This is a genomic window from Bifidobacterium sp. LH_416 (assembly GCF_056357055.1).
This window is the reverse complement of sequence record NZ_JBKEVJ010000002.1, coordinates 24,326-50,831: the sequence shown is the minus strand read 5'-3', so window position 1 is coordinate 50,831 and position 26,506 is coordinate 24,326. Positions and strand designations below refer to the sequence as shown.

Annotated in this window: 25 protein-coding genes; 3 read left to right on the top strand and 22 right to left on the bottom strand. The window is 55.3% G+C overall.

What is annotated here, in order from left to right; translation table 11 throughout:
- Positions 1 to 104 precede the first annotated feature (104 nt).
- Entirely contained in the window at positions 105 to 734 is a 630-nt protein-coding gene (locus AC1AY0_RS04690) for an HAD family hydrolase (protein WP_476524168.1), read from the top strand.
- Positions 735 to 778: 44 nt separating this feature from the next.
- Here AC1AY0_RS04690 and AC1AY0_RS04685 read toward each other — a convergent pair whose 3' ends face one another.
- A complete protein-coding gene (locus AC1AY0_RS04685; RefSeq protein ID WP_476524169.1) occupies positions 779 to 1,006 on the bottom strand; it encodes a helix-turn-helix domain-containing protein in 228 nt (75 codons plus the stop codon).
- 146 nt (positions 1,007 to 1,152) lie between these two features.
- Between AC1AY0_RS04685 and AC1AY0_RS04680 the strand changes: the two genes are divergently transcribed.
- The gene (locus AC1AY0_RS04680; protein WP_476524171.1) at positions 1,153 to 2,076 is read left to right on the top strand and encodes a LysR family transcriptional regulator; all 924 of its coding nucleotides are present in this window, start codon (positions 1,153 to 1,155) and stop codon (positions 2,074 to 2,076) included.
- Positions 2,077 to 2,165: 89 nt separating this feature from the next.
- On the opposite strand, the gene AC1AY0_RS04675 is transcribed toward AC1AY0_RS04680, so the two are convergent.
- From AC1AY0_RS04675 to AC1AY0_RS04595, 17 genes are all read right to left on the bottom strand, one after another.
- Positions 2,166 to 3,014: a hypothetical protein gene (locus tag AC1AY0_RS04675; protein WP_476524172.1), complete on the bottom strand. Its 849-nt coding sequence runs from the start codon at positions 3,012 to 3,014 to the stop codon at positions 2,166 to 2,168.
- Positions 3,011 to 3,709: a hypothetical protein gene (locus tag AC1AY0_RS04670; RefSeq protein ID WP_476524174.1), complete on the bottom strand. Its 699-nt coding sequence runs from the start codon at positions 3,707 to 3,709 to the stop codon at positions 3,011 to 3,013. The genes AC1AY0_RS04675 and AC1AY0_RS04670 overlap by 4 nt, the downstream gene beginning before the upstream one ends.
- Positions 3,710 to 3,761: 52 nt before the next feature.
- Positions 3,762 to 4,901 carry a DUF2974 domain-containing protein gene (locus tag AC1AY0_RS04665; protein WP_476524176.1) on the bottom strand — a complete coding sequence of 380 codons (1,140 nt, stop codon included), beginning with the start codon at positions 4,899 to 4,901 and terminating at the stop codon, positions 3,762 to 3,764.
- 112 nt (positions 4,902 to 5,013) lie between these two features.
- Positions 5,014 to 5,709, bottom strand: a complete 696-nt coding sequence (gene pyrE, locus AC1AY0_RS04660; protein WP_476524884.1) for an orotate phosphoribosyltransferase — start codon at positions 5,707 to 5,709, stop codon at positions 5,014 to 5,016.
- Positions 5,710 to 5,715: 6 nt separating this feature from the next.
- Positions 5,716 to 6,696: a dihydroorotate dehydrogenase gene (locus AC1AY0_RS04655; protein WP_476524885.1), complete on the bottom strand. Its 981-nt coding sequence runs from the start codon at positions 6,694 to 6,696 to the stop codon at positions 5,716 to 5,718.
- Positions 6,697 to 6,699: 3 nt separating this feature from the next.
- Positions 6,700 to 7,524 carry a dihydroorotate dehydrogenase electron transfer subunit gene (locus AC1AY0_RS04650; RefSeq protein WP_476524886.1) on the bottom strand — a complete coding sequence of 275 codons (825 nt, stop codon included), beginning with the start codon at positions 7,522 to 7,524 and terminating at the stop codon, positions 6,700 to 6,702.
- 29 nt (positions 7,525 to 7,553) lie between these two features.
- Positions 7,554 to 8,528, bottom strand: coding sequence for an orotidine-5'-phosphate decarboxylase (gene pyrF / locus AC1AY0_RS04645; protein ID WP_476524887.1), 975 nt, complete (start codon positions 8,526 to 8,528; stop codon positions 7,554 to 7,556).
- Positions 8,529 to 8,540: 12 nt separating this feature from the next.
- Positions 8,541 to 10,046 (bottom strand): dihydroorotase, encoded by a 1,506-nt coding sequence (locus AC1AY0_RS04640; protein ID WP_476524888.1) that lies wholly within the window; start codon positions 10,044 to 10,046, stop codon positions 8,541 to 8,543.
- A complete protein-coding gene (locus AC1AY0_RS04635; protein ID WP_476524889.1) occupies positions 10,043 to 10,462 on the bottom strand; it encodes an aspartate carbamoyltransferase regulatory subunit in 420 nt (139 codons plus the stop codon). Before AC1AY0_RS04635 ends, AC1AY0_RS04640 begins: the two co-directional genes overlap by 4 nt.
- Positions 10,462 to 11,424, bottom strand: coding sequence for an aspartate carbamoyltransferase (gene pyrB / locus AC1AY0_RS04630; protein WP_476524922.1), 963 nt, complete (start codon positions 11,422 to 11,424; stop codon positions 10,462 to 10,464). The genes AC1AY0_RS04635 and pyrB overlap by 1 nt, the downstream gene beginning before the upstream one ends.
- Positions 11,425 to 11,582: 158 nt before the next feature.
- Entirely contained in the window at positions 11,583 to 14,813 is a 3,231-nt protein-coding gene (locus tag AC1AY0_RS04625; RefSeq protein ID WP_476524890.1) for a bifunctional [glutamine synthetase] adenylyltransferase/[glutamine synthetase]-adenylyl-L-tyrosine phosphorylase, read from the bottom strand.
- Between the two features lie 39 nt (positions 14,814 to 14,852).
- Positions 14,853 to 15,698 (bottom strand): methylenetetrahydrofolate reductase [NAD(P)H], encoded by an 846-nt coding sequence (gene metF, locus AC1AY0_RS04620; protein ID WP_476524891.1) that lies wholly within the window; start codon positions 15,696 to 15,698, stop codon positions 14,853 to 14,855.
- A gap of 150 nt (positions 15,699 to 15,848) precedes the next feature.
- Complete coding sequence (metE, locus tag AC1AY0_RS04615; RefSeq protein ID WP_476524892.1) at positions 15,849 to 18,152, bottom strand: 5-methyltetrahydropteroyltriglutamate--homocysteine S-methyltransferase; 2,304 nt, start codon at positions 18,150 to 18,152, stop codon at positions 15,849 to 15,851.
- A 187-nt stretch (positions 18,153 to 18,339) separates the two neighbouring features.
- Positions 18,340 to 18,897 (bottom strand): SixA phosphatase family protein, encoded by a 558-nt coding sequence (locus AC1AY0_RS04610; protein WP_476524893.1) that lies wholly within the window; start codon positions 18,895 to 18,897, stop codon positions 18,340 to 18,342.
- Positions 18,898 to 18,997: 100 nt separating this feature from the next.
- On the bottom strand, positions 18,998 to 20,077 hold the full coding sequence (locus AC1AY0_RS04605) for a tRNA (adenine-N1)-methyltransferase (protein ID WP_476524894.1): 1,080 nt from the start codon (positions 20,075 to 20,077) through the stop codon (positions 18,998 to 19,000).
- A gap of 191 nt (positions 20,078 to 20,268) precedes the next feature.
- Positions 20,269 to 20,886 carry a tetratricopeptide repeat protein gene (locus AC1AY0_RS04600; protein WP_476524895.1) on the bottom strand — a complete coding sequence of 206 codons (618 nt, stop codon included), beginning with the start codon at positions 20,884 to 20,886 and terminating at the stop codon, positions 20,269 to 20,271.
- Positions 20,887 to 20,910: 24 nt separating this feature from the next.
- Positions 20,911 to 21,138: a hypothetical protein gene (locus AC1AY0_RS04595; RefSeq protein ID WP_476524896.1), complete on the bottom strand. Its 228-nt coding sequence runs from the start codon at positions 21,136 to 21,138 to the stop codon at positions 20,911 to 20,913.
- Between the two features lie 66 nt (positions 21,139 to 21,204).
- Here AC1AY0_RS04595 and AC1AY0_RS04590 point away from each other — a divergent pair, with 66 nt between their 5' ends.
- The gene (locus AC1AY0_RS04590; RefSeq protein WP_476524897.1) at positions 21,205 to 21,858 is read left to right on the top strand and encodes an alpha/beta hydrolase; all 654 of its coding nucleotides are present in this window, start codon (positions 21,205 to 21,207) and stop codon (positions 21,856 to 21,858) included.
- Positions 21,859 to 22,026: 168 nt separating this feature from the next.
- On the opposite strand, the gene AC1AY0_RS04585 is transcribed toward AC1AY0_RS04590, so the two are convergent.
- From AC1AY0_RS04585 to hisF, 4 genes are all read right to left on the bottom strand, one after another.
- Positions 22,027 to 23,403, bottom strand: coding sequence for an amino acid permease (locus AC1AY0_RS04585; RefSeq protein WP_476526107.1), 1,377 nt, complete (start codon positions 23,401 to 23,403; stop codon positions 22,027 to 22,029).
- A gap of 273 nt (positions 23,404 to 23,676) precedes the next feature.
- Positions 23,677 to 25,233: an anthranilate synthase component I gene (locus AC1AY0_RS04580; protein WP_476524898.1), complete on the bottom strand. Its 1,557-nt coding sequence runs from the start codon at positions 25,231 to 25,233 to the stop codon at positions 23,677 to 23,679.
- A 2-nt stretch (positions 25,234 to 25,235) separates the two neighbouring features.
- Positions 25,236 to 25,670: a phosphoribosyl-AMP cyclohydrolase gene (gene hisI / locus AC1AY0_RS04575; protein WP_476524899.1), complete on the bottom strand. Its 435-nt coding sequence runs from the start codon at positions 25,668 to 25,670 to the stop codon at positions 25,236 to 25,238.
- Between the two features lie 43 nt (positions 25,671 to 25,713).
- Positions 25,714 to 26,484, bottom strand: a complete 771-nt coding sequence (hisF, locus tag AC1AY0_RS04570) for an imidazole glycerol phosphate synthase subunit HisF (RefSeq protein WP_476524900.1) — start codon at positions 26,482 to 26,484, stop codon at positions 25,714 to 25,716.
- Positions 26,485 to 26,506 lie beyond the last annotated feature (22 nt).

Sequence of the window (26,506 nt, the reverse complement as noted above, 5' to 3'; positions counted from 1 at the left end):
ACTTTGTCATCTCGATTATGACGCTGTACGGCTTCATATCAGAAGCCGTACAGCTACACTGAACACTGCAACAGTTGTATTTCTCCATGTTTGAGGAGCTTTGTATGGCCGACTCCCCTATCACCGATGTGATTTTTGATTTCTGCGGTGTCCTGTTGGACTGGAACACTCGCGCTTGCTTGGAAGGCAAGTTCCCGGATGATGTGGTCGCTCGCATCTGCGCCGATGATGATCCATGCGGCTTCTTCCATTACGAGGATCGTATGGATGCCGGTGAGGATTTCGCGTCCATCTACCCGGACGTAGTACGCGAACAAGGCGAGGATATCGCCCAGATCTTCAAGTATTACATCGATCACTATGCGGATGCCTTGCCTCGCACATTGCCGGGCATGGTGGAGCTGATGGCCGATCTGAAGGCTCATGGTTATGGCGTATGGGGTCTGACCAATTGGTCACATGAGACCTTCCATCTGGCATTCGAAAAGTTCCCGCGCATCGAACAGCTGCTGGATGGCACTGTGGTTTCTGGCGTGGAGAAGCTGCACAAGCCGAATGCAGATATTTACGAGCTTGCCCTGAAGCGTTTCAATCTCAAGGCTGAGCAGTGCGTCTTCTTTGACGACACCGCCAAGAATGTGATTGGAGCGAATGAGGTCGGCATCCACGGCGTGCTATTCGAAGGCGCCATCGCCGCCCGCGATTCCCTCGCCCAGCTTGGCGTAAGGCTGTAGGTTTTGTCTTAGACTCCCCTTTTTGAGGGAAGCCTAAGACAAAACTATTGCACAATCTCATCGAAGCTAATTGTCAGTTTCCTTCCCATCCCCTGTGCCAACGCTTCTAGCGAACGGAAAGAGGGATTGATATGCGCCTGTTCGATACGACTGATGGTAATGCGAGAGATTCCGGAATTCTCCGCCAACTGATCTTGACTCAGGCCGGCATTTTCCCGAGCCTTGCGCAGCGCCTCCCCGACTTCCGGGTACACATAATCCTTGCCAGCCACCACAACCCCCTTATGCTCCAATGCATAGCCAAACACAAGCAATTATAAACTGAAACAATCTGATATCTCACTATTCGCAAGCCATGGTGGAAGCTATCAGCTATAACCGCACTCCACGGCCATACTCACTGGTATAACCGTTACTTATGACTCTGCTTCAGCTGAAATATATCGTCAAAATCGTCGAATGCGGTTCGATGAACGAGGCTTCCCACGCCCTGTATGTCTCTCAGCCCGCGCTGAGCTCATCCGTCAAGGAACTGGAGAACGAGCTCGGTATTGAAATCTTCACCCGCTCTTCCCAGGGCATCGCCCTGACCGTAGATGGCGCGGAATTCCTCACTTACGCCCGCCAGGTGCTCGATCAGGCCGATCTGCTCGAAGAGCGTTACAAGCATGCCAAGCCGCGCAAGCAGCTGTGCCAGGTCTCCACGCAGCATTACATGTTCGCCGTCGAGGCATTCGTGGAGATGATCAACTCCATTAAGTCCGACGAATACGAATTCACCATTCGTGAGACTCGCACGCGCGACATCATCAACCAAGTTGCCAACATGCAGTCCGAAATCGGCATCATCTATCTGTCTGATTTCAACAAGGATGTGATTGGCAAGCTGCTGCGTGAAAAGCATCTCGAATTCCACCCGCTGTTCCGCGCCCCATTGCACGTGTTCATTTCCCGCAATAATCCGCTGGCGGCCAAGAAGCTCATCACGATGGAAGATTTGAAGCCATACCCGTTCATCCAGTACGAGCAGGGCGAGGAGGGTTCCTTCTACTTCTATGAGGAAGCTGTCTGGCCGGAGTACTCCCCCAAGCAGATTAATGTGACCGACCGCGCCACCATTCTGAACTTCATCATCGGTTTGAACGGTTACACCGTGTGCACCGGTATTGATAACGGCGATCTCAACAATGAGAAGATCGTCACGGTGCCGCTTGACTCCGACGAAACGATGCTGGTCGGCTGGATCACCAACGAGCGCGCCAAACTTTCCAAGGCCGCCGAAACCTACCTCGACAAGCTCAAGTCCGTAGTCGCCGATCACGGCTACAAGCTCATTGACTAGAGCGAGTTCAACTTGATTATGGTTCTCCTCTTATAGAGGAGAACCATTCGCATATCTGAGCTTATGAATCTACGCTGTACCGCAGCATTTCAGAACTGTTTCGACATCACATCCGCGCCATATCTGCCGTTCTGGGAATCACTGTTTGCGGTATTGGTGCTCCAGAATGTGGGGATGATTCGCGTACCTGACGGGCTGTAGTTACTGTATGTTCTGACTATGCAATCAGCATTGGGCTCACATGCCACACCACTATCACCCAATGCATAACCTGCGTCAACAATATTGGAATCTGCGTCCACGGCCTCATAATAAATCTCAAAGAATGTCAGCGTATCTTGCGAATTATTATGCACCGTAATAGGCACTCGATATGAAAAACTGGATTGTTGTGTAATATCACCAATCGCAGTCACCGTCAGTATTGGAGTTTTCGACTGCTGTTGGGCCTTCTTGATTTCCTGGACCAACTGGCCGTACTTTTCCTGATCTCGTTTGAGTTGATCAACCTGACTTCCTGCTTCTCGTATTTGCTGTTGCCGGTTGCTCACATCCTGCTTTGATTCCTCGAGGTCACTGTTCGCCCATTTCAGATTCTCAGCTTCCTTGCGATATTGCGGACTTTCCTGAACCACAACGGAACGGCCTCTAAGATTCCAGCCAGCGACACCTGTGCCAATGAGAGCAGCAACACACGCCAGGCCGGCCAGCATTCGTGCACCCCCAGCAAGACGTCTGGCCAATGCACCATCATCACGTTGCATCAGCGTTTTCACAGCACTGAAAGCATCGTCGTAGACATCAAAGAATCGACTTGAGAAAGATTGATTTTGAGCGTCTCGTTCATGCAGGAATGGATGCCACTGCTTGTTGCTGTCATCAGACTGACGATCGTGCGTCATCTTAGCGTCATTACGCTGCGGCCGTTCATCGCTCATGGAATCACCGTCGTCTTCACGTCATCGGTGTACTGGCCTTTGACTCCTTCTGTTGAATCAGGATTTTTGGAGCTAGACACCGTTGCCTCATATTGTGTCGGCTTGATGGTGGCACCAGAGAATCCGGCGTCTTTGAGCATGTCTTCTACTACTACCGTTTTACCTGGGTACACAATGACATTCGACGCATAAGCACTTTCGTCGCTGGCAAGCACCGTGCCATCCTTGCCAATGATTTGATAATCCACATAGGCCCCGTACATCACATGGCCGGTGTTGTTGCGCACAGTGATTTTCGGGTAATAGTACAGGTCAAAACCTCCGCCCAATTCGGTATACCATGGGTCGATATCCGGACTAATGGATTCCACAATCAGCCCAGGCTTGTCGGTTTGAACTTCCGCAGCATACTGCTGGTAAAGCTTCTTGGTTTCGTCGAGTTGCTTTTGTTGTTGGACGGCTTGTGTACGTAAATCGTCACGCTGCTCGGTCAAATCTTTGGTTTTCTGGCGATTCTCAGCAGTTTCGCTTTCGACTTTCTTAGTCTGTTCCACCAATGCCACATATGTTTGGTCCGTAGTGGGATCTTTTGTAGCACGCCCGATAGCAAAGGTTGCGGCAAACGTTACTGCCAAGACTGCAATAATCGCCGCGATTGACCCAGCTATGCGCCAAAATCTGGAACCTTCCTTCATACTTCCACTGTACTGAGGTCAGCTCTTGGACCAAGGCAAAGTCACCGAAAGTTCATTTTGCAGGAATCACTGAACTGGCGGCGGTCGCAGCAAAACCTTTGAGTACTTCTATCATCACATCACGGTCTTCAGTATCGATTGCGCGCGCAGCAATCAGCATCAACGGTAATGATTGGGTCCAATGCGACGTCAATTCGCCGAAGGTGCGATATCCGCTGGCTTCAAATATGGCGAACAGATTTTCGATGAATTTACGACGATGCTCATCATCATATTTCGCCATCCAACCGTTGACCGTGCGGGCGAGATATTGAGCACTGGAGGCAAGACCGTCGGCCTGCACGAACTTGCCATGGTCAACCTGCCAATGCAATGCGAAATGCTGCATAATGCCAATGCCATCGCTGGAGACTACCGTATAGCCGTCGCTCAACTGTTCACGGGATTCGAAAAGCATGCCGATGATGGAAGAGCCCGGTACGGATTTATGCACTTTGGATGTAATGCGTTGAAAGCCAGAGGAGGCGAAGAAGTCTTCATCAAAACCTGGCCCGTCATGGGAGAATACGGCGCTAATACGGCGCTGAATATCTTCCGAGGCACACGCGGCAGCATAAACGGCCAGATTGCCACCTTTGGAATGACCACCCACCATGATTGGACCGTTCCAGCGCTTTGCCAAATCCGTCACATATTGGGCCGCCGCTTCTTGGGATGCAACCGGTCTGCGGAAGGCCATCATGAAGTCTTCTTTCCAACCGATGATGGAACTATCGGTGCCTCGGAACGATATATACAGGGTGTTGGCTTCGTCGCCGAGTGTGAATGCGCATGCTGAGAATTGTTTGGTAGTCTGCGTATCGAATTCATCAATGTATTCACCAACGCGGAGGTTCCTCCAACGAGGACTTTCACACATCGCACGCAGCAAATCGACATTCATCTCCGGAGACCATACTTTTCCGAACATGGCGTCATAGCATTCCGCGCGCAACAGTTCGCGTACGGAAACCATCGGCATTGAGGAATGCGCAGATTCGGATGCTGCCTGTGGATTCGACTGGTATCGTGGCACATTATCCGGCATACGCGCATATGCGAGCTGCGCCAACGCCAAGCTATCCGTCTCATTGAATGGTGAAGCCGCAAACGTATCAAACCGCTGCCGAATATCGTCCGTGATATTTCCCATAGCAATTTCCTTACCCCGTATGCCTTCATGATAGTTCCGTTCATGAACTCATGAAAAAACGCTCCTTGACCAAAGGAGCGTTTTTCATATTGCATGCGGCGAATTACCGCTATCAGGCACCGTACTGTTCGAGGTAGGCGTCAGCGCGCTGCTTGATATCGTGGCTCAGCAGCGGAGTGCCGTCAGACTTCTTCATTTTTGCGGCGGCGTCGAAGATTTCACGCACGTTGGCGATGGCGAGCACTGGGAAGCCGAACTCCTGCTCCACAGCCTTGACTGCGGACAGGTCGGAATCCTTGGTCTTCTCCATGCGATCGACGGAAAGCACCAGACCCACGACCTCAACGTTCGCTTCGGCCTTGAGCTTCGGAATCACTTCGCGCACTGCGGTTCCAGCGGTCATCACATCGTCGACGAGCAGCACCTTCATGCCATCGGTCAGCGGAGTGCCAACCATCCAGCCACCGTCGCCGTGATCCTTCTTTTCCTTGCGATCGAAGGTATAGCCCACGGTCATGTTATGGCCTGCGGTCAGTGCGATTGCGGTGGAAACAGCCAGCGGAATACCCTTATAGGCCGGACCGAATACGGTATCGATATCGCGCGGAATCGTGTTGTGCACGATGGCCTGGCTGATCTTCTCGGCATAGAACGTGCCGAGAGTGGCAATCTTCTTGCCATCATCGAATGCGCCGGCATTGATGAAGTACGGGCTCTGACGGCCGGACTTCAGCGTGAAATCACCGAACTTCAATGCGTTGGATTCCAGCAGGAATTCCGTAAAACGATGTGCGAGTGTTTCTGCCATGATGAATTACCTCCAAGTTTTGCCTGCGGCCAGTTTAGCAGCGAGCTCAGGACGCTCGTCGAGCAGATCGTCCAGTTCGCGGGCGATGCGCAACGGAGCTACCGGGTCGAACAGAGCTGCCGCGCCAACCTCGACCGCGTTCGCGCCGGCGTACAGGTATTCCAATGCCTTTTCACCGCAATCGATGCCGCCCAAACCGATAATCGGGATATCTGGCAACACGGTACGCGTGCGGTAGACCGCTGCAATGCCAATCGGCAGAACGGCCGGACCGGAAACGCCACCGGTTTTATTGGCGATAATCGGCTCACCAGTGTTGATGTTCAAACGCATGCCCAGCACCGTGTTGATCATGCTCAAAGCATCCGCACCATGTTCCACGGCTGCACGTGCAGGCACGGTGATATCGGTGACGTTCGGCGTGAGCTTGACGATCATCGGCTTGTCGGTCATCGGGCGAAGCTTATCCATCAACGTGGCTAGGGCAACCGGATCGGTGCCCACAGACATGCCACCGTGAGAGACGTTCGGGCAGCTCACGTTGATTTCCAACATGTCGGCTGCGGAGTCAGCAAGCTTGGCGACCACCTGCATGTAATCGTCATCGCAATGGCCAGCCACGTTGGCGATGACCATTGCACCAGCCTTTTTCAGCTTCGGCAGATCATCCTCAAGATAGTGATCCACACCAGGGTTCTGCAGACCAACGGCGTTGAGGTTGGAGGCTGGGCCTTCCGCGGTACGCGGGGAGGGATTGCCTTCCCACGGTACCGGAGAGCAGCCCTTGGTGCACACAGCGCCAAGCTGGCTGACGTCATAGAACCAACGAACGGCAGCATACTGGAAAGTGCCGGAAGCAGTACCGACCGGGTTCTTCCAGTCAACGCCAGCCACCTTGGTGGGGTGCTTCCAGACGTGGTCCTCGTAGATATTGATGTGCTGCTTCGCCGCATCGTCACGTGCTGCGGTGCTGAATCCTCGTGCCATCGTCTACTCCCCCCATCCGAGCTGTACGTTGGTGAATACCGGACCATCGGAGCAGACTTTGAGACGTCCTTCCGTGGTGTCCACAGTGCACAGCACGCAAGTGCCGTATCCGCAGCCCATACGCTGTTCCATGCTTACCTGGGTAGGCATGTGGCGTTCGCTGGCCCATGCGGACACAGCCTTCATCATCGGCAACGGGCCGCAGGTCAAAATCACGGAGTCGAGGCCGTCGATGTTGAGCTCGCCATTTGATTCGAGACGGTTCAGCAAGTCGATGACATTGCCTTCCGCTTCGTCGATGCTGTAGGAGCGATCAGTGTAGCGGGATACGAATTCCTCACCGAAATGATCGTTGCGGTAGCCGAACACTGCAGTGGCACGGGAGCCAGCTGCAGCAGCGAGCTTCTGAGCAGTGAGAATCAGCGGAGGTACGCCAAGACCGCCAGCCACCAGAATATAGTTGGCATCCTGCTTGATATTGAAGCCGCGACCCAGCGGACCGAGCACATCCACGCTCTGCCCTGGTTCCAGACGGGACAGTTCCTCGGTGCCGTGACCCACAACCGCGAAAATCACGCTTACTTCGTCACCTTCGACTTCGCTGACGCCGAATGGGCGAGGCATCAGCATGAAATCGTCGTGGGTGAACAGGTTGACGAACTGGGCAGGCTTGGCATGGGATGCGATGAATGGGTCACGGAAGGTCAAACGCACCACACCAGCAGTGAGCTCGCGCACCTGGGTGACTTCCACGGCATGCCGCGGAGGGAAATAGCCTGCTGCGGTAGCCTCAGCCACCACATCATATGTCGGGGTGAATGTAGTCATGAAATTCCTTTTACGTTTATCAGCGCGTATCAGCGATACACAGCTACTCGCAGATTGTCGCGCATATCAAGCGCTGCCTGACGAGCGCTTTCGGCAACCAGATCAAGCGCTTCGTCGGCGCTCATGGATTCGGAATACTTGCCGCTCTTCTTCCATGCACCGATGATGCCACGAGATGAATTGACGATGGCACCACTGCCTTCGGCATCAAACATGCCGGCGACATCCGCAGCCGTACCACCTTGAGCGCCATAACCTGGAACCAGGAAGAACGTGTGCGGCATACGGGCACGCAGAGCACGACCCTCCTCAGGATGCGTGGCACCGACCACAGCACCCACGCGAGAATATCCATGAGCGCCAATGGTCTCGGCACCCCAGCCCTCCACCAGATCAGCCACATGCTCGTACACCTTCGTGCCATCCGCCAAATCCAGCATCTGCAGTTCGCTGGAAGACGGGTTGGAGGTGCGCACCAGCACGAAGATATCCTTGTCCGCCTCGGCGGCCGCATTCACGAACGGCGTGATGCCGTCAGTGCCCAGATACGGGTTCACGGTCACGGCATCCTCATGCCACGGATCGTACGCCGTGCCATCTTCGCCGGCAGCAGCGACGCCATTCAAATGATGTGCGTAGGCGGCAGCAGTGGAACCGATATCACCGCGCTTGATGTCACCGAGTACATACAGGCCCTGCTGGGCTGCGTACTCGCAGGTCATCGTGTACACGTCCACACCAGCCGGACCGAGTGCCTCATACATGGCAATCTGCGGCTTGACAGCGGGAACAATATCAGCCACGGCATCAATAATCGTGCGGTTGAATTCAAAGTATGCCACTGCCAGCTGGGCTGCCGGCAGCTCCTCAGGGGAATCCACTGAATCGCGCACTTCGTCGGCAAAGCTAGCCACCACTTGCGGTGGTACCAGTGCCTCGGTCGGGTCGAGGCCCACGACGGATGGATTCTGTACGTTGTTGATTGCTTCAATCAGGCGATCCATGAAAATCCTTCGTTACAGGCGGCTGAACATGAACTTCGAGCCGATGATGGTGGCGAGTGGACGTCCGGTGACCTTCCAGCCGCCGAACGGGGTATTGCGAGCTGCGGAATGGAACTGTTCCGGGTCAACGGTCCACTCCTCAGCAGTGTTGAGGAGTGCGAGATCCACGTGCGCGGCATCGTCGACTCGACTCAGATCGAGCAGTCGATTGACTCCCTCACGCACAGTACCTACGGCCTCTTCGGCAATCACGCTGTCTGGATCGTCGCCCGTGGGAGCGGGCTCAGCCCAGTCCTCCACCAGTGCGGCGATATCCGTAGCATCATGGCCCATCAAAGATTCAGGTGCCACAGACATGAGTTCAATCAGACGCTCATCTGAAATATGACCGCCATCCACCAGCACCTTATGACATACGCCGTATGCGCATTCAAGGCCGATAATGCCGTTCGGAGCTTCCAGGAAGCCGAGTGCCTTCTCGTCCATCGTATGCGGCGCATGATCGGTGGCCAGCAAATCGACGGTACCATCCGCGATGGCAGCAATGGTGGCCTTGCGGTCGGCTTCGGAACGCAGCGGCGGATTCATCTTGGCCAGCGTACCGTATTCCAGCAATGCCTCGTCGCTCAAGGCCAGGTAATGCGGAGCGGTTTCGCATGTAATCGGCAGTCCTTCGGCCTTGGCCTTGCGAATCGCCTCGAACGAGATCGCCGTGCTCACATGCTGGAAATGCACGTGGATGCCGGTTCGGCGGGCCGCTTCAATATCACGCGCCACGATTTTCAGTTCGGTGTCTTCCGGGATACCGGGCACGCCGAGCTGGTGGGAAACTGGGCCTTCATTGACGGCACCGGTGTCATGATGCTCGCAATGCTCGATAAGATACAGGTCGGAGGCCTTGGCGTTGGCCAGTACTTCGTCCAGAATCGGCTCCGGAACTGCAGCGCCGTCATCACTGATTGCAGTGACCGGATGCTCGTTCATGGCCGGGGTCTTCTGATCATCATCGAAGCCGGGCACATATTTGAGCCAATCGGCGGTGTCGCTTGCTTCCTTACCAGCACGGTCCTTGGATGCGCAGACGCACAGATCGTAGCGAACCGGCAGCTTCACACCATGTGCGGCGTCATAGTTTTGCAGGAAGTCGATGACGTTGCTGAAGCCGGCTTCGCGCACTTCGCGTGCCCCTGGCTTGTCGGCTGCCACGTCCGCATCGGTTACCGTTTGTCCATCGAGTGCAGGCAATGTGTTCGGCATGATGAGCACGTTCGTGTACCCGCCGGATGCGGAAGCACGGCAACCAGAAATCATGGATTCCTTATAGGTTTGGCCGGGATCGCGGAAGTGAACGTGCGGGTCGGCGAAGCCGGGGGCCACGGTGAGACCAGTGGCATCGATATCGGCACCGTCATGCACGGTGTCCGTATCGGCGAAGTAGGCGTCGGCAAGGCCTGGAACTACAAGGTCGATGATTTCGCCCGTGTTCCAGACCTTGATGTTGCGTAGGGTGATGCTCACAGTTTGGCTTCCTCGTCGCAGTAGTCGCAGCGGTATTCGAGTCGGTCGGAATGCACCAAGTGGAACATCTGCTTGATGCCCGGTTCGGTGGTGGTCACGCAGCGTGGATTCACGCACTTGATGACGCCCACGATGTGCTCGGGCAGGTGCGGCTGCTTCTTTTCGACGATGTGTCCACCGCGCACCACGTCCACGGTGGCCTGACGGGCCACGAAACCGAGCACATCAAGATCGATATCCTTGTCATCTTCAATCTTGATGATGTCCTTGGAACCAAAGCGCTGGGAAGTGGTGTTCATGATGAGCGCCAGCTTGGTTTTCGCCGGGTCGATTTTCAGGTATTCCAGCACTTTCAGCGAGGTGCCGGCCGGTACATGGTCGATAATGATGCCGTTAACGATGCTGGTGACTTCCATCAGGCCTGAACCTCCTTGGGGTTGAGCGGTTCGTAACCGGGCAGGTCATCGCCCACCACGGAGCTTTCCAATGCCATGCGCATAAGCATGCCGTTTTTGACCTGTTCGAAGTAGGCTGCGCGCGGATCATCGTCTACTTCCACGGCGATTTCGTTCACACGCGGCAGCGGGTGGAGCACGGCCATATCCGGCTTGGCGAGGGAAAGCTTGTCTTCATCGAGAATGTAGGTGTCGCGTAAACGCAGGTAATCGTCTTCGTTGAAGAAGCGTTCCTTCTGCACACGAGTCATGTACAGCACATCAAGATCGCCGATTACGGAGGCCAGATCGCGTACTTCCACGTAGGAGCAGGATTCAGTGGCGTTGATGCGGTCGATCACGTACTGCGGGGTTTTCAGCTCATCCGGGCTGATAAGCACGAAGCGCACGTTGCCGAAACGGCACAGGGTTTCAATCAGAGAGTGCACGGTACGGCCGAACATCAAGTCGCCGCACAGGCCCACAGTCAAATTGTTGACTCGGCCGAAACGGGACTGCAGCGTTGCCAAATCAGCCAATGTCTGCGTGGGATGCATATGACCGCCATCACCGGCATTGATCACCGGCACGGAAGCGGCACGAGAAGCCACCAGAGCGGCGCCTTCCTTCGGATGGCGGATAGCTACCACATCCACATAGTTAGACACGGTTTTCAACGTATCCGCAATGGATTCGCCCTTGGTCACAGAAGCCAGCTGCGCACCAGCGAAACCAATGACCTTGCCGCCGAGGCGCAGCATAGCGGTTTCGAAGCTCAGGCGCGTACGGGTGGAAGGCTCGTAGAACAGCGTTGCCAGCACCCTACCTTCGCAGGTGTGCGACACCTCCTTGCGATGTGCATCAATGTATTGCGCCTTGTGGAGCAAATCTTGAATCTGTGCAATGGAGAGATCATCAAGCGAGATAACGCTTTTACCGATCATCGGCGTCTCCGCCGGCTCTTGTGGAGTTGACACGGCTCACCTTTCGTGCGTTGAAGCGGATAAGGTGGCCACTAATGTGACCTTATCTAACTTACGCCATTTTTCGGACAGCCGTGTTCACCGAGTGTTCACCCTTACTGTTAAGCCCAATTGCTGACTTACCGCTGCGCGCGGCGGCGATTCGCTACCAGACGCGGAGCAATCACATGCATACGCGGCTTTGCAGGTTTCTGCGATGCCGTGCCTCGTCCGCCGACCACTGAAGCACCGGGCGCAATATCCTCTTCCACCTGACCGTAGAACAGTCGCTGGCACACGTCACGGCATTTGCGCATCACGGCAAGCAGATCATTTTCGAAATGCTGACCGCGGTGTGCACCATAGCCGAGGTATACGGCGATGCCGCCGAGCGAATAAATGTCATCAGGCAGAATATCCGCCTGATTGGCTCGACCGGACCAGAGGTAGTTGCCGTTGCGAGCGGCGGTGCACATGGTCCATGCCTTGCGCAGCTGGATGGCATCAACCGGACTGATAAGCTTCTTGGCTTCCAACACATCCAGCGCCGCCAACGTACCGTTGACGCGCAGGTCTTTGATGTCTCCAGCATGCTGAAGTTGCAAGAGCTGCACGGTCCATTCCACGTCGGAAAGACCGCCCTTACCAAGCTTCAAATGACGCTCGCGGCGCACGCCGCGCGGCAGTCGCTCAGCTTCCATGCGGGCCTTGAGCTTGCGGATGTTCTGGAGTTCAGCGTCGGTCAATTCCTGAGCGGGGTAACGCAGCGGGTCTGCGATATTGATTAGGAAGTCGCGTGCAAGTTCGGCATCGCCGGCCGCATAGCGGGCGCGCAGCAATGCCTGATGCTCCCATGTGGAAGCCCAGGATTCGTAGTATTCCTCGCAGGAGGCATACGAGCGCACGATGGGACCGTTCTTGCCTTCCGGCCGCAAATCGAGGTCGAGTTCGATCTTCGGCTCGAATGTGGTGGGGCCTTGCAGAATGGCTCGCAAATCCTCCACCACTTTCTTTGCAAAGCTGTTGGCCTGCGCATCTTCGGCATCATCGGCCGGGCGATAAATCAGAATCGCGTCGGCATCGGAGCTGAAGTTCACTTCACGCCCGCCGTAGCGGCCCATAGCAATTACCGCAATGCCAGCCGGTGCCCGATCCACGCCGAATTCAGCGGTCTGATGGCGAATGGCCCAGGATAGTGAAGCGTCGATGATAGCGTCATACACGTCGGTCATGGCGTTCAAACAGGTGGCATCATCCATCACGCCGCTCATCCAAGCCAAGCCGATACGTTCGATTTCATGGCGGCGCATAGCACGTACGGAGTTGGCGAACTCGTTCATGCTGGTGCTGAAGCGTTCCAGTGCGGAATGTGTTTGCACGTCCAAGGCCTCACGCGTGCGGGCCTTGAGATTATCGTCATCGCCAAGCCAGCTAATGGATTCCACGGACTTGTTAAGCGCGTCACCGAGGAAGCGTGAATTGGACAGCACATGGCACAAGCGCTGCGCTGCGGATGTGGAGTCACGCAGGAATCCAAGATAACCGGATTGTGTACCGAAGTTCTCCTCCAGCTTGCGCCAGTTGAGCAAGCCCATGTCCGGGTTCTGGCCCTCGCCCAACCACTGCAGTACGGCCGGCAGAATAATGCGGTTGATTTTTGCCGCGCGGCCGACTCCCGCAGTAAGCGCCTGCACATGGCGGATGGCGGCATCCGGATCACCGAAGCCGATGGACGCGAAACGCTCCTGGGCGGCGGCAACGCTCAGATTGATCTGGTCATTCTCAAGCTGGGCACTGACCGGCAGCATCGGACGATAGTAGATGTCCAAATGCAAATGGCGCACTTCGCGGCGAGTGTCATCGTACTTCTCGACGAGCTCTTCCGGATGCAAGCCGAAGGCTCGCGCCAGGCGACGCAATTCTTGGTTCTGGTTAAGCTCGTCAACGTCGATATCACGCTTCTTTTCCAGCCCGCCTACGGATGCGCGGCCCAGATCAGGGAACAGATGCGTGCGCTTCAGAGACCAGATCTGCTGGCGATGCTCCATCACGCGTTCGAAGCGATAATCCTCAGACATGCGCACGGCCTGTTTGCGCGAAATATAGCCACCTTCAGACAGCCGCTGCAGCGAGTCAAGCGTATTGCTGGTACGCAGCGCCTCATCAGTACGCCCGTGCACAAGCTGAAGCATTTGCACGGTGAATTCCACGTCTCTCAGGCCACCGCGCCCGAGCTTGATTTCGCGGTCTTTCAGCGGTGCGGGAATCAGATCCTCCACACGTTTGCGCATTTTCTGGCAGTCGTATACGAAGTTCTTGCGCTTTGAGGCGCTCCACACAAACGGGCGGGTCATATCCATGTAGGCCTGTCCGAGCTCCGGGTCGCCGGCCACCGGACGGGCCTTGAGCAATGCCTGGAATTCCCAGTTTTCCGCCCACTGCTCGTAGTAAGTCTTATGGGATTCAAGCACGCGGACGAGCTGACCGTCTTTGCCTTCCGGTCGCAGGCCTCCATCGATTTGCCAGAGTGGCTGCTCTGCCACGCCCATGATGGCGGATTGGCATACGCGTTGAAGCGTGGTGCCCATTTTGGTGCCTACGCGAATCAACGTCTGGTGATCCACGTCTTTGCTGGCTGGTTCCACTACGTAAATCAGATCCACATCGGAAACATAATTCAGTTCCTGTGCGCCGAGTTTGCCCATGCCGATAACCGTGAAACGCACTTGGTCGCTTCCTTCGACTTCCTTGCGCGCAATGGCCAAGGCTCCTTCAAGTGCAGCGTCGGCAAGGTCGGACAGCTCTCGACTGATGGTGGGCTGTATAACCGTGGGGTCATCGGCAACGGCATCCTGTGCGATGATGGCGGCCAACTGTTTGCGATAGCTGGCGCGAAGCGCCGTAGCTGCTTCTGCTAAATCTTTGGAAGCTTTGGGATGTGCCTGATCGGATGGGTCGGCACCGACTGCTTCGAGCAGGTGCGCGCGGCGTTGTGCATGATTGAACAAGTGACTGTTGCAGTTGTCCATTGCGGCAGCTTCCACCAGATCAGGCTTGAACCGCATGAACTTGCCCATGGCGTCGGAAACACCCAGCACGGTGATCAGACGCTTGAGCGCATCGCCGTCCGGCATGACGCGGGCAAGATCGCGTCCACTGGACTGCATGGCATTGACGATGTCCACAAAATTGCGCAATGCGATATCCGGATCGCAGGCATGGGAAAGGTATCCCAACAGTTCACTGCGATGAGTATCCGTGATGCCGTCCGCCTTAAGCTGGTCGAACAGGTCGCGGGCCTTGTCGAGATCCTGCAATCCCGCCCGGATAAGCGCCATGGCACTGGGTTTGAACGTCGTCATTTCTTCCATAAGCTTCCACTATAACCGCTGGGAGCCACGGAACGCAGCCTATTCAGTGAATAGTGATTTGACGTTGCGCCAGATACGGCGGGTAGTCGCCGGATGGTTCATGGTGTACAAGTGCACGCCATCCACTCCATGAGCCACCAAATCGGCAATTTGCTCGGAAGCATACAAAATACCTGCATTATGTAAGGCTTCAGCATTGCCTTCCCAACGATTGAGTAGTGCATCCAGATGCTCCGGAATACGCGAGGCATTACGCTCAGCCATACGACGAACAGATTTTGCACCGCGAACCGGCATAATGCCGGCCTCGATCGGCGTATCGATGCCAGCCGCGCGAACCTTGTCCCGGAACCGATAGAAGTCATCGTTATCGTAGAACAACTGGGTAATCAAATGGGTGACGCCTGCATCCACTTTGATTTTGAGATGTTCGATATCCTCATCCAAGGATTCGGCCTGATAATGGCCTTCGGGATAGCATGCACCGAATACTTTGAATTCCGGTTTGCGTTCGCGAATATACGCTACGAGATCGCTGGCGTGCGCGAAAGCACCTACCGGCTGTTCTCCATCGATATAGTCGCCGCGCAATGCCAGTACAGTATTTACCCCGGCATTTTCAAACATGTCCAGCGCGTCATCGATTTTTGCTTTGTCTGAATACAATGCGGTCAGATGGGCGACTGCTGGAATTCGGTATTCATTGACAATGGTGTTGGCGATGCGTGCGGTGGCCGTGCGATCAGAATGCGTGCCGTGACCGTAGGTGACGGAGATGAAGTCCGGTTTCAAATCTTCAATGCCATCCAACGTGTCATAAATCGTTCCCACCGGTGCATCCCGCTTAGGCGGAAACACTTCCAATGAAAACATCGGCGTATGCATAATAAATTCCTTCACATATATTGGCTCCCTCTGATGAGGGAGCTGTCGAACGTAGTGAGACTGAGGGAGAGAAAAATCTGACAGCGCAGTAATCTCTCCCTCAGTCAGCTTCGCTGACAGCTCCCTCATCAGAGGGAGCCTAGTACGGACTTACTTTCCGAGCTTGGCGCGGACAGCCTTAGCTGCGGCTACCAGGTGCTCAAGGCTCGGCCAAGTTTCGGCATTGCCACGAGTCTTCAGACCGCAATCTGGGTTAATCCAGACCTTTTCCACATCCATCTTCTTGAGAATCTCGTAAATACGATCTTCGATTTCCTGCTCGGAAGGAATGCGCGGAGAGTGGATGTCGTAGACGCCCGGGCCGGCTTCAGTTTCGAAGTTGGCGTCGTGAATGGCGTCGAGCACCACTAGATCGCCACGGGATGCTTCGAAGGAGATCACGTCAGCATCCATTGCATCGATATCGCGGATGATGTCGTTGAACTCGGAGTAGCACATGTGGGTGTGAATCTGAGTGGTGGGCTTCACTGCGGAGTGCACCAGACGGAATGCGGGCACAGCCCAGTCAAGGTACTTCACATGCCAATCGGACTTGCGCAGCGGCAGCTTCTCACGGAGTGCAGCTTCATCGATCTGGATGACCTTGATACCGGCGGCTTCGAGGTCAAGAACTTCGTCGCGGATGGCGAGAGCCAGCTGCTTGGTCTGCTCTTCGTGGGTGATGTCTTCGCGCGGCCAGGACCAGTTGAGGATGGTCACCGGGCCGGTGAGCATGCCCTTCATCACGTGGTTGGTGCGGGACTGAGCGTATGCGGACCATGCCACGGTAATCGGCTTGGCGCGAGAGACGTCGCCCCAAACGATCGGAGGCTTGACGCAACGGGTGCCGTAGGACTGCACCCAAGCGTTCTTGGTGAACAGGAAGCCGTTCAGGTTCTGGCCGAAGTATTCGACCATGTCGTTGCGTTCGAATTCACCGTGAACAAGCACGTCGAGGCCGATTTCTTCCTGATGCTTGATGCAGGCATCAATCTGGGCCTTAATGAACTCGTCGTAAGCTTCCTTGGTGATTTCACCCTTGCGCAGCTTGGCGCGCTCGGCACGCACTTCCTTGGTTTGCGGGAAGGAGCCGATGGTGGTGGTGGGCAGCAGCGGCAGGCCCAGGGCTTCACGCTGAAGCTTCTGGCGCTCTTCGCGAGCAGGCTGGCGCACGTAATCGTCGGCGGTCAGGCCGTTCACGCGGTCGGCGACTGCCGGGTCGGCGGCCACACGAGTGCCATCGAACAGTGCCTGGTTGGCAGCGAGGGCGGCAGATGCCTTCTTTTCGTCTTCGGTGGCGTCGGCGAGCACAGCGACTTCCTTGAGTTCGCCGAGCTTTTCGACGGCGAACGCGAAGTGCTTCAGATCGTCGGCCGGAATACCGGTTTCACCTTCAGTGCTGAACGGCACGTGCAGCAGGGAGGATGCGGTGGAGACGGCCACGTTCGGGGTGACCTGCTTCAGAGCATCCACGAGGCCCAGCGAAGTGGCGTAGTTGTTGCGCCAGATGTTGCGTCCGTTGATTACACCGGCGAAGATGGTGGTGTTGGAGGCCACGCCGTACTTGGCCACGGCTTCAAGGTTCTCTTCGCGGCCTTCGTTGAGGTCCAGGCCGATGCCGTCGAAGCCGAGCAGGTTCACGGTCTCGTACACGTCGGCGATGTGGCCGAAGTAGGTGTTAAGCAGCACCTTGACACCGGCCTTGGCGGCCAGAATCTTGGTGTAGAGCGTCTTGAACAGTTCGACATCGCCCGGTTCCTTGTCGAGGACCAGGTACGGCTCGTCGAGCTGCAACCACTGGGCGCCAAGCTCGTTGAACTTGGTGAGCACTTCGGCGTAGACGGCGGCCACGGCGTTAACGAGACCCTTGTCGTATTCGAGCTCAGTGGCCTGATCAGTGCGAGCCAGCTTGAGGAAGGTGTAGGGGCCGATCAGCACCGGCTTGGTGATGATGCCGAGGGCCTTGGCCTCGTTGAACTCGTCGAACGGCTTGGTGGAGTTGAGCTTGATCTCCTCGCCGGGTTCGACTTCGGGCACCAGATAGTGGTAGTTGGTGGTGAACCACTTCTTCATCGGCAGAGCGGTTACGTCGCCCTTCTCGCCCTGATAGCCGCGGGCCATGGCGAAGAGGGTGTCCTCCGGATTTTCGAAGGCGAGACGTTCGTAACGCTTCGGAATCACGTTGAGCAGGATGGCGGTATCGAGCATCTGATCGTAGTAGCTGAAGTCGTTGCTCGGAATCAGATCGATGCCAGCGGCCTGCTGCAGCTTCCAGTGCTTGGCGCGCAGTTCAGCTGCGGTGGCCTTCACGGCAGCGAGATCATTCGCGCCCTTCCAGTAGCCTTCGATAATCTTCTTCAGTTCGCGGTTCTGCCCGATGCGGGGGAAGCCGGAGACGGAAGTCAGAGTGGACATGAATCCTCCAATGTATGCGTTCGTAACCCGACTTAGGCTACCAAACCATTGGAGTTTCAGCCCCATAAAAAAGCTTTGAGTGTCGTTATAGGCAGAACTTATATCTCCCCTTCTGGCTCCCCTCTCTGAGGGGAGCTGGCTCGCGAAGCGAGCCTGAAGGGAGCACCATCACCAATAGAAAGGAAAATCAGTCAAAATCCTTGACATTAATCACAGCAAGCAGCTCTCCGCTATGCACCTGCCATTCGTCGAATGGTTTATCAGAACCGAATATCACGATGGAGGCAGGCGAAAGGCCGAGGTTCAGCAAATCGAGGCGTTCGGCATCGGAATCAGCGGAGGCAATCCACTGTGAAGCGATGGAGACCGTGGGCTCGTGACCGACAATCATGAACACACGCTGCTTGGGCTTGACATGCGCAAGCTCGTCGAAAACCGCCTGTACTCCGCCGTCATACAAATTAATGCGATAGTCCACTATGGGCTCGTCACCGAAAATCTTCAGCATACGGTCCAGGGTCTGGCGCGTACGAGTTGCTGCAGAGCAGGAGATTTGATCAGGCTTAAGGCCGAGCGCTTCGATACCTTTGCCCACGGTTTTGGCCTGCTTGAGCCCTTTTTCGGTGAGCTCGCGTTCAAGGTCGTCCTTGCCGCCGAACGGTTCAGCTTTGGCATGCCTCATGATGATGAGAATATGCTTATATTTCTTGGCCGCTTTGGCGACTTTGCTCAGCTTGATGCCCATTCAAGGCTCCCTTTCCGGAAGGTGCGCAGCTCACAGCGCTCATACCTATCGTATATGAATTGTTTCAGTATACGCGCATTGTGAGCGTTCACATGACCGTTCAGGCAGTCTCGTCACCAAGCTGATTCAATTCGTTTACCTGACGATCCAGATCACGGAGCACCTTGCGCAGCTTGTGATCAGAAATATCACGCAATTCCAGTTCCTCGATTTGCGCCTCGCGCTGTTCCTCGGTCAAAGAATCGATATCCGTCACCGTGTCTTTGGAATACCGCTCGCGCTTCTTCAACGCGGCGAATCCAGGTGCCATGGCACGAGAGATCACCAGGAATCCCGTATGGCCAATCATCTGATGGTCCGGGCGTACCGCCAAGCCTTGCGCCTTCCATGTGCGTTCCAATGTCTCCTGAATCTGCGGCTCAGTCCAGCAGCCGGCAGCACGTAATGCTTCGGCAAGGCGACTCATCTGCGTGGTGGTGGTCACATAACACACCAGTACACCGCCAGGAGCGATCACCCGATACGCCTGTTCGAGGCGATTCCACGGGTCGAGCATGTCCAGCATGATGCGGTCGAACCAATGTTCCGGCAGATCAGCGGCAACGGAATCGAAATCACCAGTCAACAGTCGCCACCAAGCCGGCTTTTCACCGTAGTACAGCGTTGCATTGGCTTCGGCCACGCGAGCGAATTCCGAGCGCAATTCAATCGTGGTCAGATGGCCGTTCTCCCCTACTGCATCCAGCAGATTCAGGCTCATGGCACCGGAGCCAGCGCCGGATTCGAGCACACGCAACCCGGAGCGGATGTCGCCGAGCTGAATCACTTGGGCGATGTCTTTCGGATACATGATCTGCGCACCGCGCGGCATGGACAGCACATAATCCGCAAGCCTCGGGCGCATGGCCGCATATTCCCATCCGCCGATGGCGCGCGAGGACTTCCACGGCTTGTTCTTGTCTTTCTCTGGATACACCTGATTGACCTGCGCCTCGCGCTTGGCATGTACCGTGGTGATTACCGTACCTTCCACCGCACCAATCACATCATCATGCAGAATCAACCCATGTTCGGTTTGCGTGGAGCCGCCAGCCACCAACTGATCGGTGATCTTCTTGCCCTTGCGGTCGGTGAACTGCACCTTCTCCCCCGCAACAAACGCCCCACGCCTGACCTTCATGGATTTCTCCTTCACACGTTCATATGCATGCCAATAACGATTCAAACCGTTTCAGTGTAATGCATGGCAGGCGCATGGCTAAGGAAATCACATGATGCATGCAACAGCGCCATAGCCAGCAGAGAATTGAATGATTTCCGCGAACCCCACTCTGCCCTGTTCTGCAATGTCACTGGCAATCACAATCACAACTAGACGGTTTTGCAGCGAAGGGCACCGCTTTGCGCACTGTCCATGGTTTTTCGATACCAGGTCAGGCCACCTTCAACCGCAACTTGGAACAAAGAAGCAGCCTGCGTATAGAATTCGTACGCAATGGTCAACGATTCAGAAGGCATACCGTTGTGCTCATACCATTCGCCGAGCCTCAACTCAATACTTCCCAGCACCGCCGCACCATCCGGAACATCAGGGTCACAAACCTCAAACGCAATTGCAGCCGCCTGACGATATAATTCCAGCGCTTTCTCCGTATCCTTCTCGCAGCCCTTGCCGGACTTGTATAAATCACCCAACTTGTAGCAAGCCTCTTCATTGCCGAACTCAGCCCCGCGTGAAAACCATTGAAACGCCTGTCGATAGTCGGTCTCGCCTACTCGACCATACGAATATACATACCCCAGATTCGTCGCCGCCTGCGCATTGCCCAATGATGCACTTTGCCGGTACCATCGCTCTGCTTTGCGGAACAAGCTCAGCCGTTCATTTGCATCACGTTCATGCATAGCAGCACCGTATGCATCAGCCCCAATATGAAGAGAAAAAAACGCCACCGCGCGCAGCATCCTCAGCAAAGTAATCCAAAACATCCTCGTCACTCATAGCATCTTTCCTCATTGAACCTCACTGAAGTACTGAGCTAAAGTCTCCATCATCTCCTCTTCATCATACCGGCATGATTGCAAATCAGCGGGAAAATGGACGCGTCCCAAAATCGTCATGTCAAATACATAACCGTCTTTATCGCCGAGACCCAGGGTCTTGCGGGAAGACCAGCCATGCATGGTCAAGGAATCACAAAGGCACAAGACGATAGAAGACTGACTGAGCACATTTGCCATGCAGACATGTTTATCTGCATCAGCTGCGCATCCGCCGCTACACTCGCATATAAGAGGTGATGGTTTATGCGATTGCGAATGGTTAGTGATTTCAGTACGGATAGTAATGCTCCTCTGTTCCTCATGTTCCACGGATACGGCAATGACGAGAGCGAAATGGTGCGCATTATCGATGCTGTGTATGGAGGCGCAAACGCTGGCACTGTTGATGGTGCTGCCGAATCAAACGGCATCGGCGATTCGCCGGATTATCTGTCGTTCCGCGGGACTTACGCACGGCCTTATATGGGTGGGTATTACTGGTATCCGGATGGTTGCGGCGTGGAAGAGCGTCGTCATGAATGTGAGGCTGTGGGCAAGGCGCTGGTTGCAATGCTGGACTCTTCAGCTTTTGCGAATCGCAAGAAGATTCTGGTCGGCTTTTCGCAAGGCGGGTATCTTTCCTATCGGCTGGTGCAGGCGTATCCGAATCTGTTCGACGCGGCAATCCTGTTGAGCCCGTCTTTCAAAGGCGAAGAGGGTGCTGTACTTGGCTCCCCTACTCGGTTTTTCCTTGCGTATGGTTCTGAGGATCATATGATTCCATTGGCCGACCAGAATAACGCGCATGCAGTGCTTCATGATGCTGGGCATCTAACCTACTGCGAATATTCAGGCATGGGTCATGCGATTTGCGATGAAGAGATTGCTGATATTCGAGAATTCCTCATCGATCTGTAAGAAGTAGCCGATATCCCGCAAACATAATGATGATTTCGGGTGCCTAATCGTCATTATGTTTGCGGCTGAACGTAAATGCCGCGTACATAGTGACGTTTTTGGGGTCTGAACCGTCATTATGTACGCGGATGCTTCGTTGAGACGCAAACATAATGACGAATTCCGGACTCACTCACGCTGCCCATTCTCATCGGCTACCGCACCTTCTCGCTTGCGGCGGCGCTCGAGCGCATAGTAGCCGGCATAGCAGCAGGCGACGAACGGAATCATGCAGTACAGCGTGGAGCGTTGCGTGTCATCCAAAATGACCAGCACCAGTGCGCCGATGCACATCACAATCGCAAGCCACGGCAGTACCGGGAAGCCAGGAGCTCGGTATCCAAGTTCGGATACGCTATGCCCGGCCTTCGCCCATTCGCGGGGGAATCGGATATGGCACACGCACACGGAGAACCACACCACAAGAGTCGCCAAACCAGACACGGCCACCAATACCAGATACACAGTGGAAGCAGCAATCACCGAGGACAGCAACGCCAGCAGCGAGCCAGCCATGGAGAACAGCACAGCCCACACAGGCACACCATGGAAATTCGTCTTGGCAAACCGTACCGGAATCAACCTTTCCTTAGCCAAAGACCACACCATGCGCGAGCACACATACAGACCAGAATTCGCAGCAGACAACACTGCAGTCAACACCACAAAATTCATCACATCGCCGGCAAATGGCATACCAATCGACTGGAACACCAGCACAAACGGACTCGTCTCAACACCCGCCTGATGCCACGGAATCAATGCAGACATCACCAGAATCGAGCCAATGAAGAAAATCGCAAGACGGAACACCGTGGTATGCACAGCCTTCGGAATCGCCTTATCGGGAGACTTCGTCTCACCAGCGGCCACACCAACCACCTCAGTACCGGAAAACGCGAACACCACCGTCAGCAGCGTGGAAAACACCGGCGCAAAACCATTAGGGAACCAACCATCCGCCACAAAATTGCCGAACAACGGCGCAGAATCATAACCTGCAATCGGAATCGCACCAAAAATAGCCAACAAACCAATCACAATGAACGCCACAATGGCGAACACCTTAATCGAAGCAAACCAGAATTCAGCCTCACCATACAGTCGCACAGACAAAATATTGAGCACAAACACCACAGCGATAAACACCGCAGACCACATCCACGCAGGCGAATCCGGGAACCAACGCTGCATCAGCAAACCCGCCGCCGTGAACTCACTGGCCAAAGCCACCGCCCAATTCAACCAATACAAAATAGCGATAACAAACGCAGTGCCAGGACCAATGAATCGCTTCGCATACATATGGAAACTACCGGCATACGGCATCGCCACAGACAGTTCGCCCAGCGAAACCATCACGCAATAGACCAGCAGGGAGCCGACCGCATATGCAAGAATCGCACCAAGAGGCCCAGCTTGATGAATCGTATAGCCGGAGGAGACGAACAGACCAGTGCCGATCACACCGCCGAGGGAAATCATCGTCAGATGGCGCGACTCCATCTTTCGTTCAAGCCCATGCTCGCCAACGGATTCGCTCACGTCGGTTTCGCTGGATACAGGTTCGGTGGGATTACCGCTGCCCATGTCTGTCTTGCCTGCACCGGCGCTCGCCATACCTGAACTCCTTTATCTGGTTATTGCGTAATGCCGTTCAATCATACCCAATATCAATCATGCCGATTACCACGTGGCAATCGGCATGATGAAATCAAGCACAAACGCTGTTACGCGCTACTGCAATATACCGCAGCGCATCACAACGGCAGATATGCTCTACAATTCGCGCAGCTGCGCGGCAATCTGCACGGCTTCAACGCTGGCTTCAGCCTTATTACGGGTCTCCTGCCATTCGGTAGCAGGCACGGAATCCAGCACGATACCTGCACCGGCCTGCACGCTGGCTTCATGATCGCGCAGGAAAGCGGTACGAATGGCGATGGCCATGTCCAGGTTGCCGGAGAAGTCAAAGTAGCCGACAGTGCCGCCGTAGATGCCACGGTCGGCAGGTTCCAGCTCGTCGATGATTTCGATGGCACGCGGCTTTGGCGCACCGGAAAGAGTACCCGCGGGGAATGCGGATGTGAACACATCGAATGCGGTCATCGTCGGGTTCACGCGGCCGGTCACGGTGGAGCAAATATGCATGATGTGGCTGAATCGCTTGATATCCATCAGCGAGACAACCTCGACGGTGGTTGGATCGCATACGCGGCTCAGATCGTTACGCGCCAAATCCACGAGCATGATATGTTCGCTGCGCTCCTTCGGGTCGGCAAGCAGCTCCTTGGCAAGCTTCTCATCTTCCTCAGGGGTTTCGCCGCGCGGACGCGAGCCGGCAATCGGGAAGGTCATGGCATGGCCGTTATCCACCTTGATCAGGGTTTCCGGACTGGAGCCAATCACGTTGAAATCGCGGCCTTGCGCATCGGTCAGGGTCATGAAATACATGTACGGGCTTGGGTTCAGTGTGCGCAATACACGGTACACGTCGAACGGATCGGCAGGCGAATCGATATCAAGACGCTGGGAGATAACCACCTGGAACACATCGCCGTCAACGATATGGCGCTTGGCTTCCTCAACAGCGTGCTCGTAATGGCTTTTCTCCGTGCGGAAACGCAGTTCAGGCTGTGGAACGGATTCATCCAGCACGTTGACTCGCGCCTCACCCTGAGTCGGGGTTGCGGCATCGCGCTGCATCTGATCCAAACGGGCCACGGCCTCGTTATACGCGTTGTCAGCACGCGTGGGCTTGTTATCAACGTTCACAGCATTGGCGATCAACCACACCGAACCGGAGACATGGTCTACCACAGCAATATCGGTAGCCAAAGCCAGCACCGTTTCCGGCTGACCGGTCTCGTTCGGAGCCTCAGCACGCAACGTAGGTTCCCAGTGACGAATGGCATCCCAGCCAACCGTGCCCACCAGACCGGAAGTCAGGTTCGGCAGGCCTTCCACATGAGGCGCCTTCAGCGTTTTGAGCGTGGCATGAGCAACCTCAACCACATCACCTTCGGTAGGCACGCCAACCGGCACTTTGCCAAGCCAATCAGCCTGGCCCTCGTTGGAACGCAGCTGAGCCATCGAATTAACGCCAATAAAGCTGTAACGGCTCCAATTGCCGCCAAATTCCGCGGATTCAAGAATAAAAGTGCCGCTGCGGCCGCCAGCAAGACGTTCGTAGAATCCGACCGGTGTCAACGAATCGGCAAGTAGACGGCGAACAATAGGAATCACACGATATCCCTGATCAGCCAGCTCATGGAACTGCTCACGAGTCGGCCACGTTGCACCCCACTTCAGATGCTTCACGCTGCATTCGCTCATAATCATTCCCCCTCTCCCTGCTCAGCAGACTCAGCAGACTCGGCAGATTCATCAGGTCGATGCCCTTCAACTACCGGCAGCGGACCACCCTCAAGGAAGCAGCTGCGCTTGCCGGTATGGCAAGCAGCACCAACCTGATCAACCTCAACCAGCAGTGCATCGCCATCGCAGTCCAAGGACACACCCTTCACATACTGCACATGGCCGGAAGTATCTCCCTTACGCCAATACTCCTGGCGGGAACGGGACCAGAACGTCACACGCCCAGTGGTGAGTGTACGGCGGAGAGCCTCATCATTCATATAACCCACCATCAGCACCTCATGGGTGTCGTACTGCTGAATTACCGCTGCCACCAAGCCCTTTGCATCGCGCTTCAAACGTGCAGCAATACGAGGATCAAGCTCAGTTGAATTGTCATATACGATGTCTGTCATCTTGTTTCCCCTTGTCTTGGGAAGTTTAGGAAAGTACGAGTAATCAGCGAACCGTGTAACCGTGCTTCTTCAATTCGGCCTTGACATCCGCAATGGTCATAATGCCGTAATGGAACACGGATGCGGCCAACACTGCATTGGCACCGGCTTCAATGGCCGGAGGGAAATCCTCCACCTTACCGGCACCGCCCGAAGCGATAATCGGAATCTTGACTTCCTTACGCACTTCACGAATCATTTCAAGATCGAATCCCTGCTGGGTGCCGTCGGCATCCATGGAATTCAGCAGGATTTCGCCTGCACCAAGTTCTTCAGCTCGCTTGACCCACCAGATAGCATCGATGCCAGTGGATTTGCGGCCGCCCATAGTGGTGACTTCAAAGCCTGATTGCGTATGCTGTTCGCCCTTTTCACGGCGAGCATCCACAGAGAGCACCAGCACCTGGTTGCCGAATCGATCGGCCACACGGCTAATCAGCGTCGGATCATTGATAGCAGCAGTATTGACGCCCACCTTGTCCGCGCCACAACGCAACAGGGAATCCACGTCCTCCGGAGTACGCACACCGCCGCCAACCGTCATAGGGATGAATACCTGTTCGGCCGTGCGAGACACCACATCAATCATCGTATTGCGATGAGAGCTGGATGCGGTGACGTCCAGGAATGTGAGCTCGTCGGCGCCCTGACGGTAGTATTCGCCGGCAAGCTCCACCGGATCGCCGGCATCCTTCAGGTTTTCGAAATGCACACCTTTTACCACGCGACCGTTGTCCACGTCCAGGCACGGGATGACTCGTACCGCCAGCGACATGCTTCACTCCCCTATTTGGTTC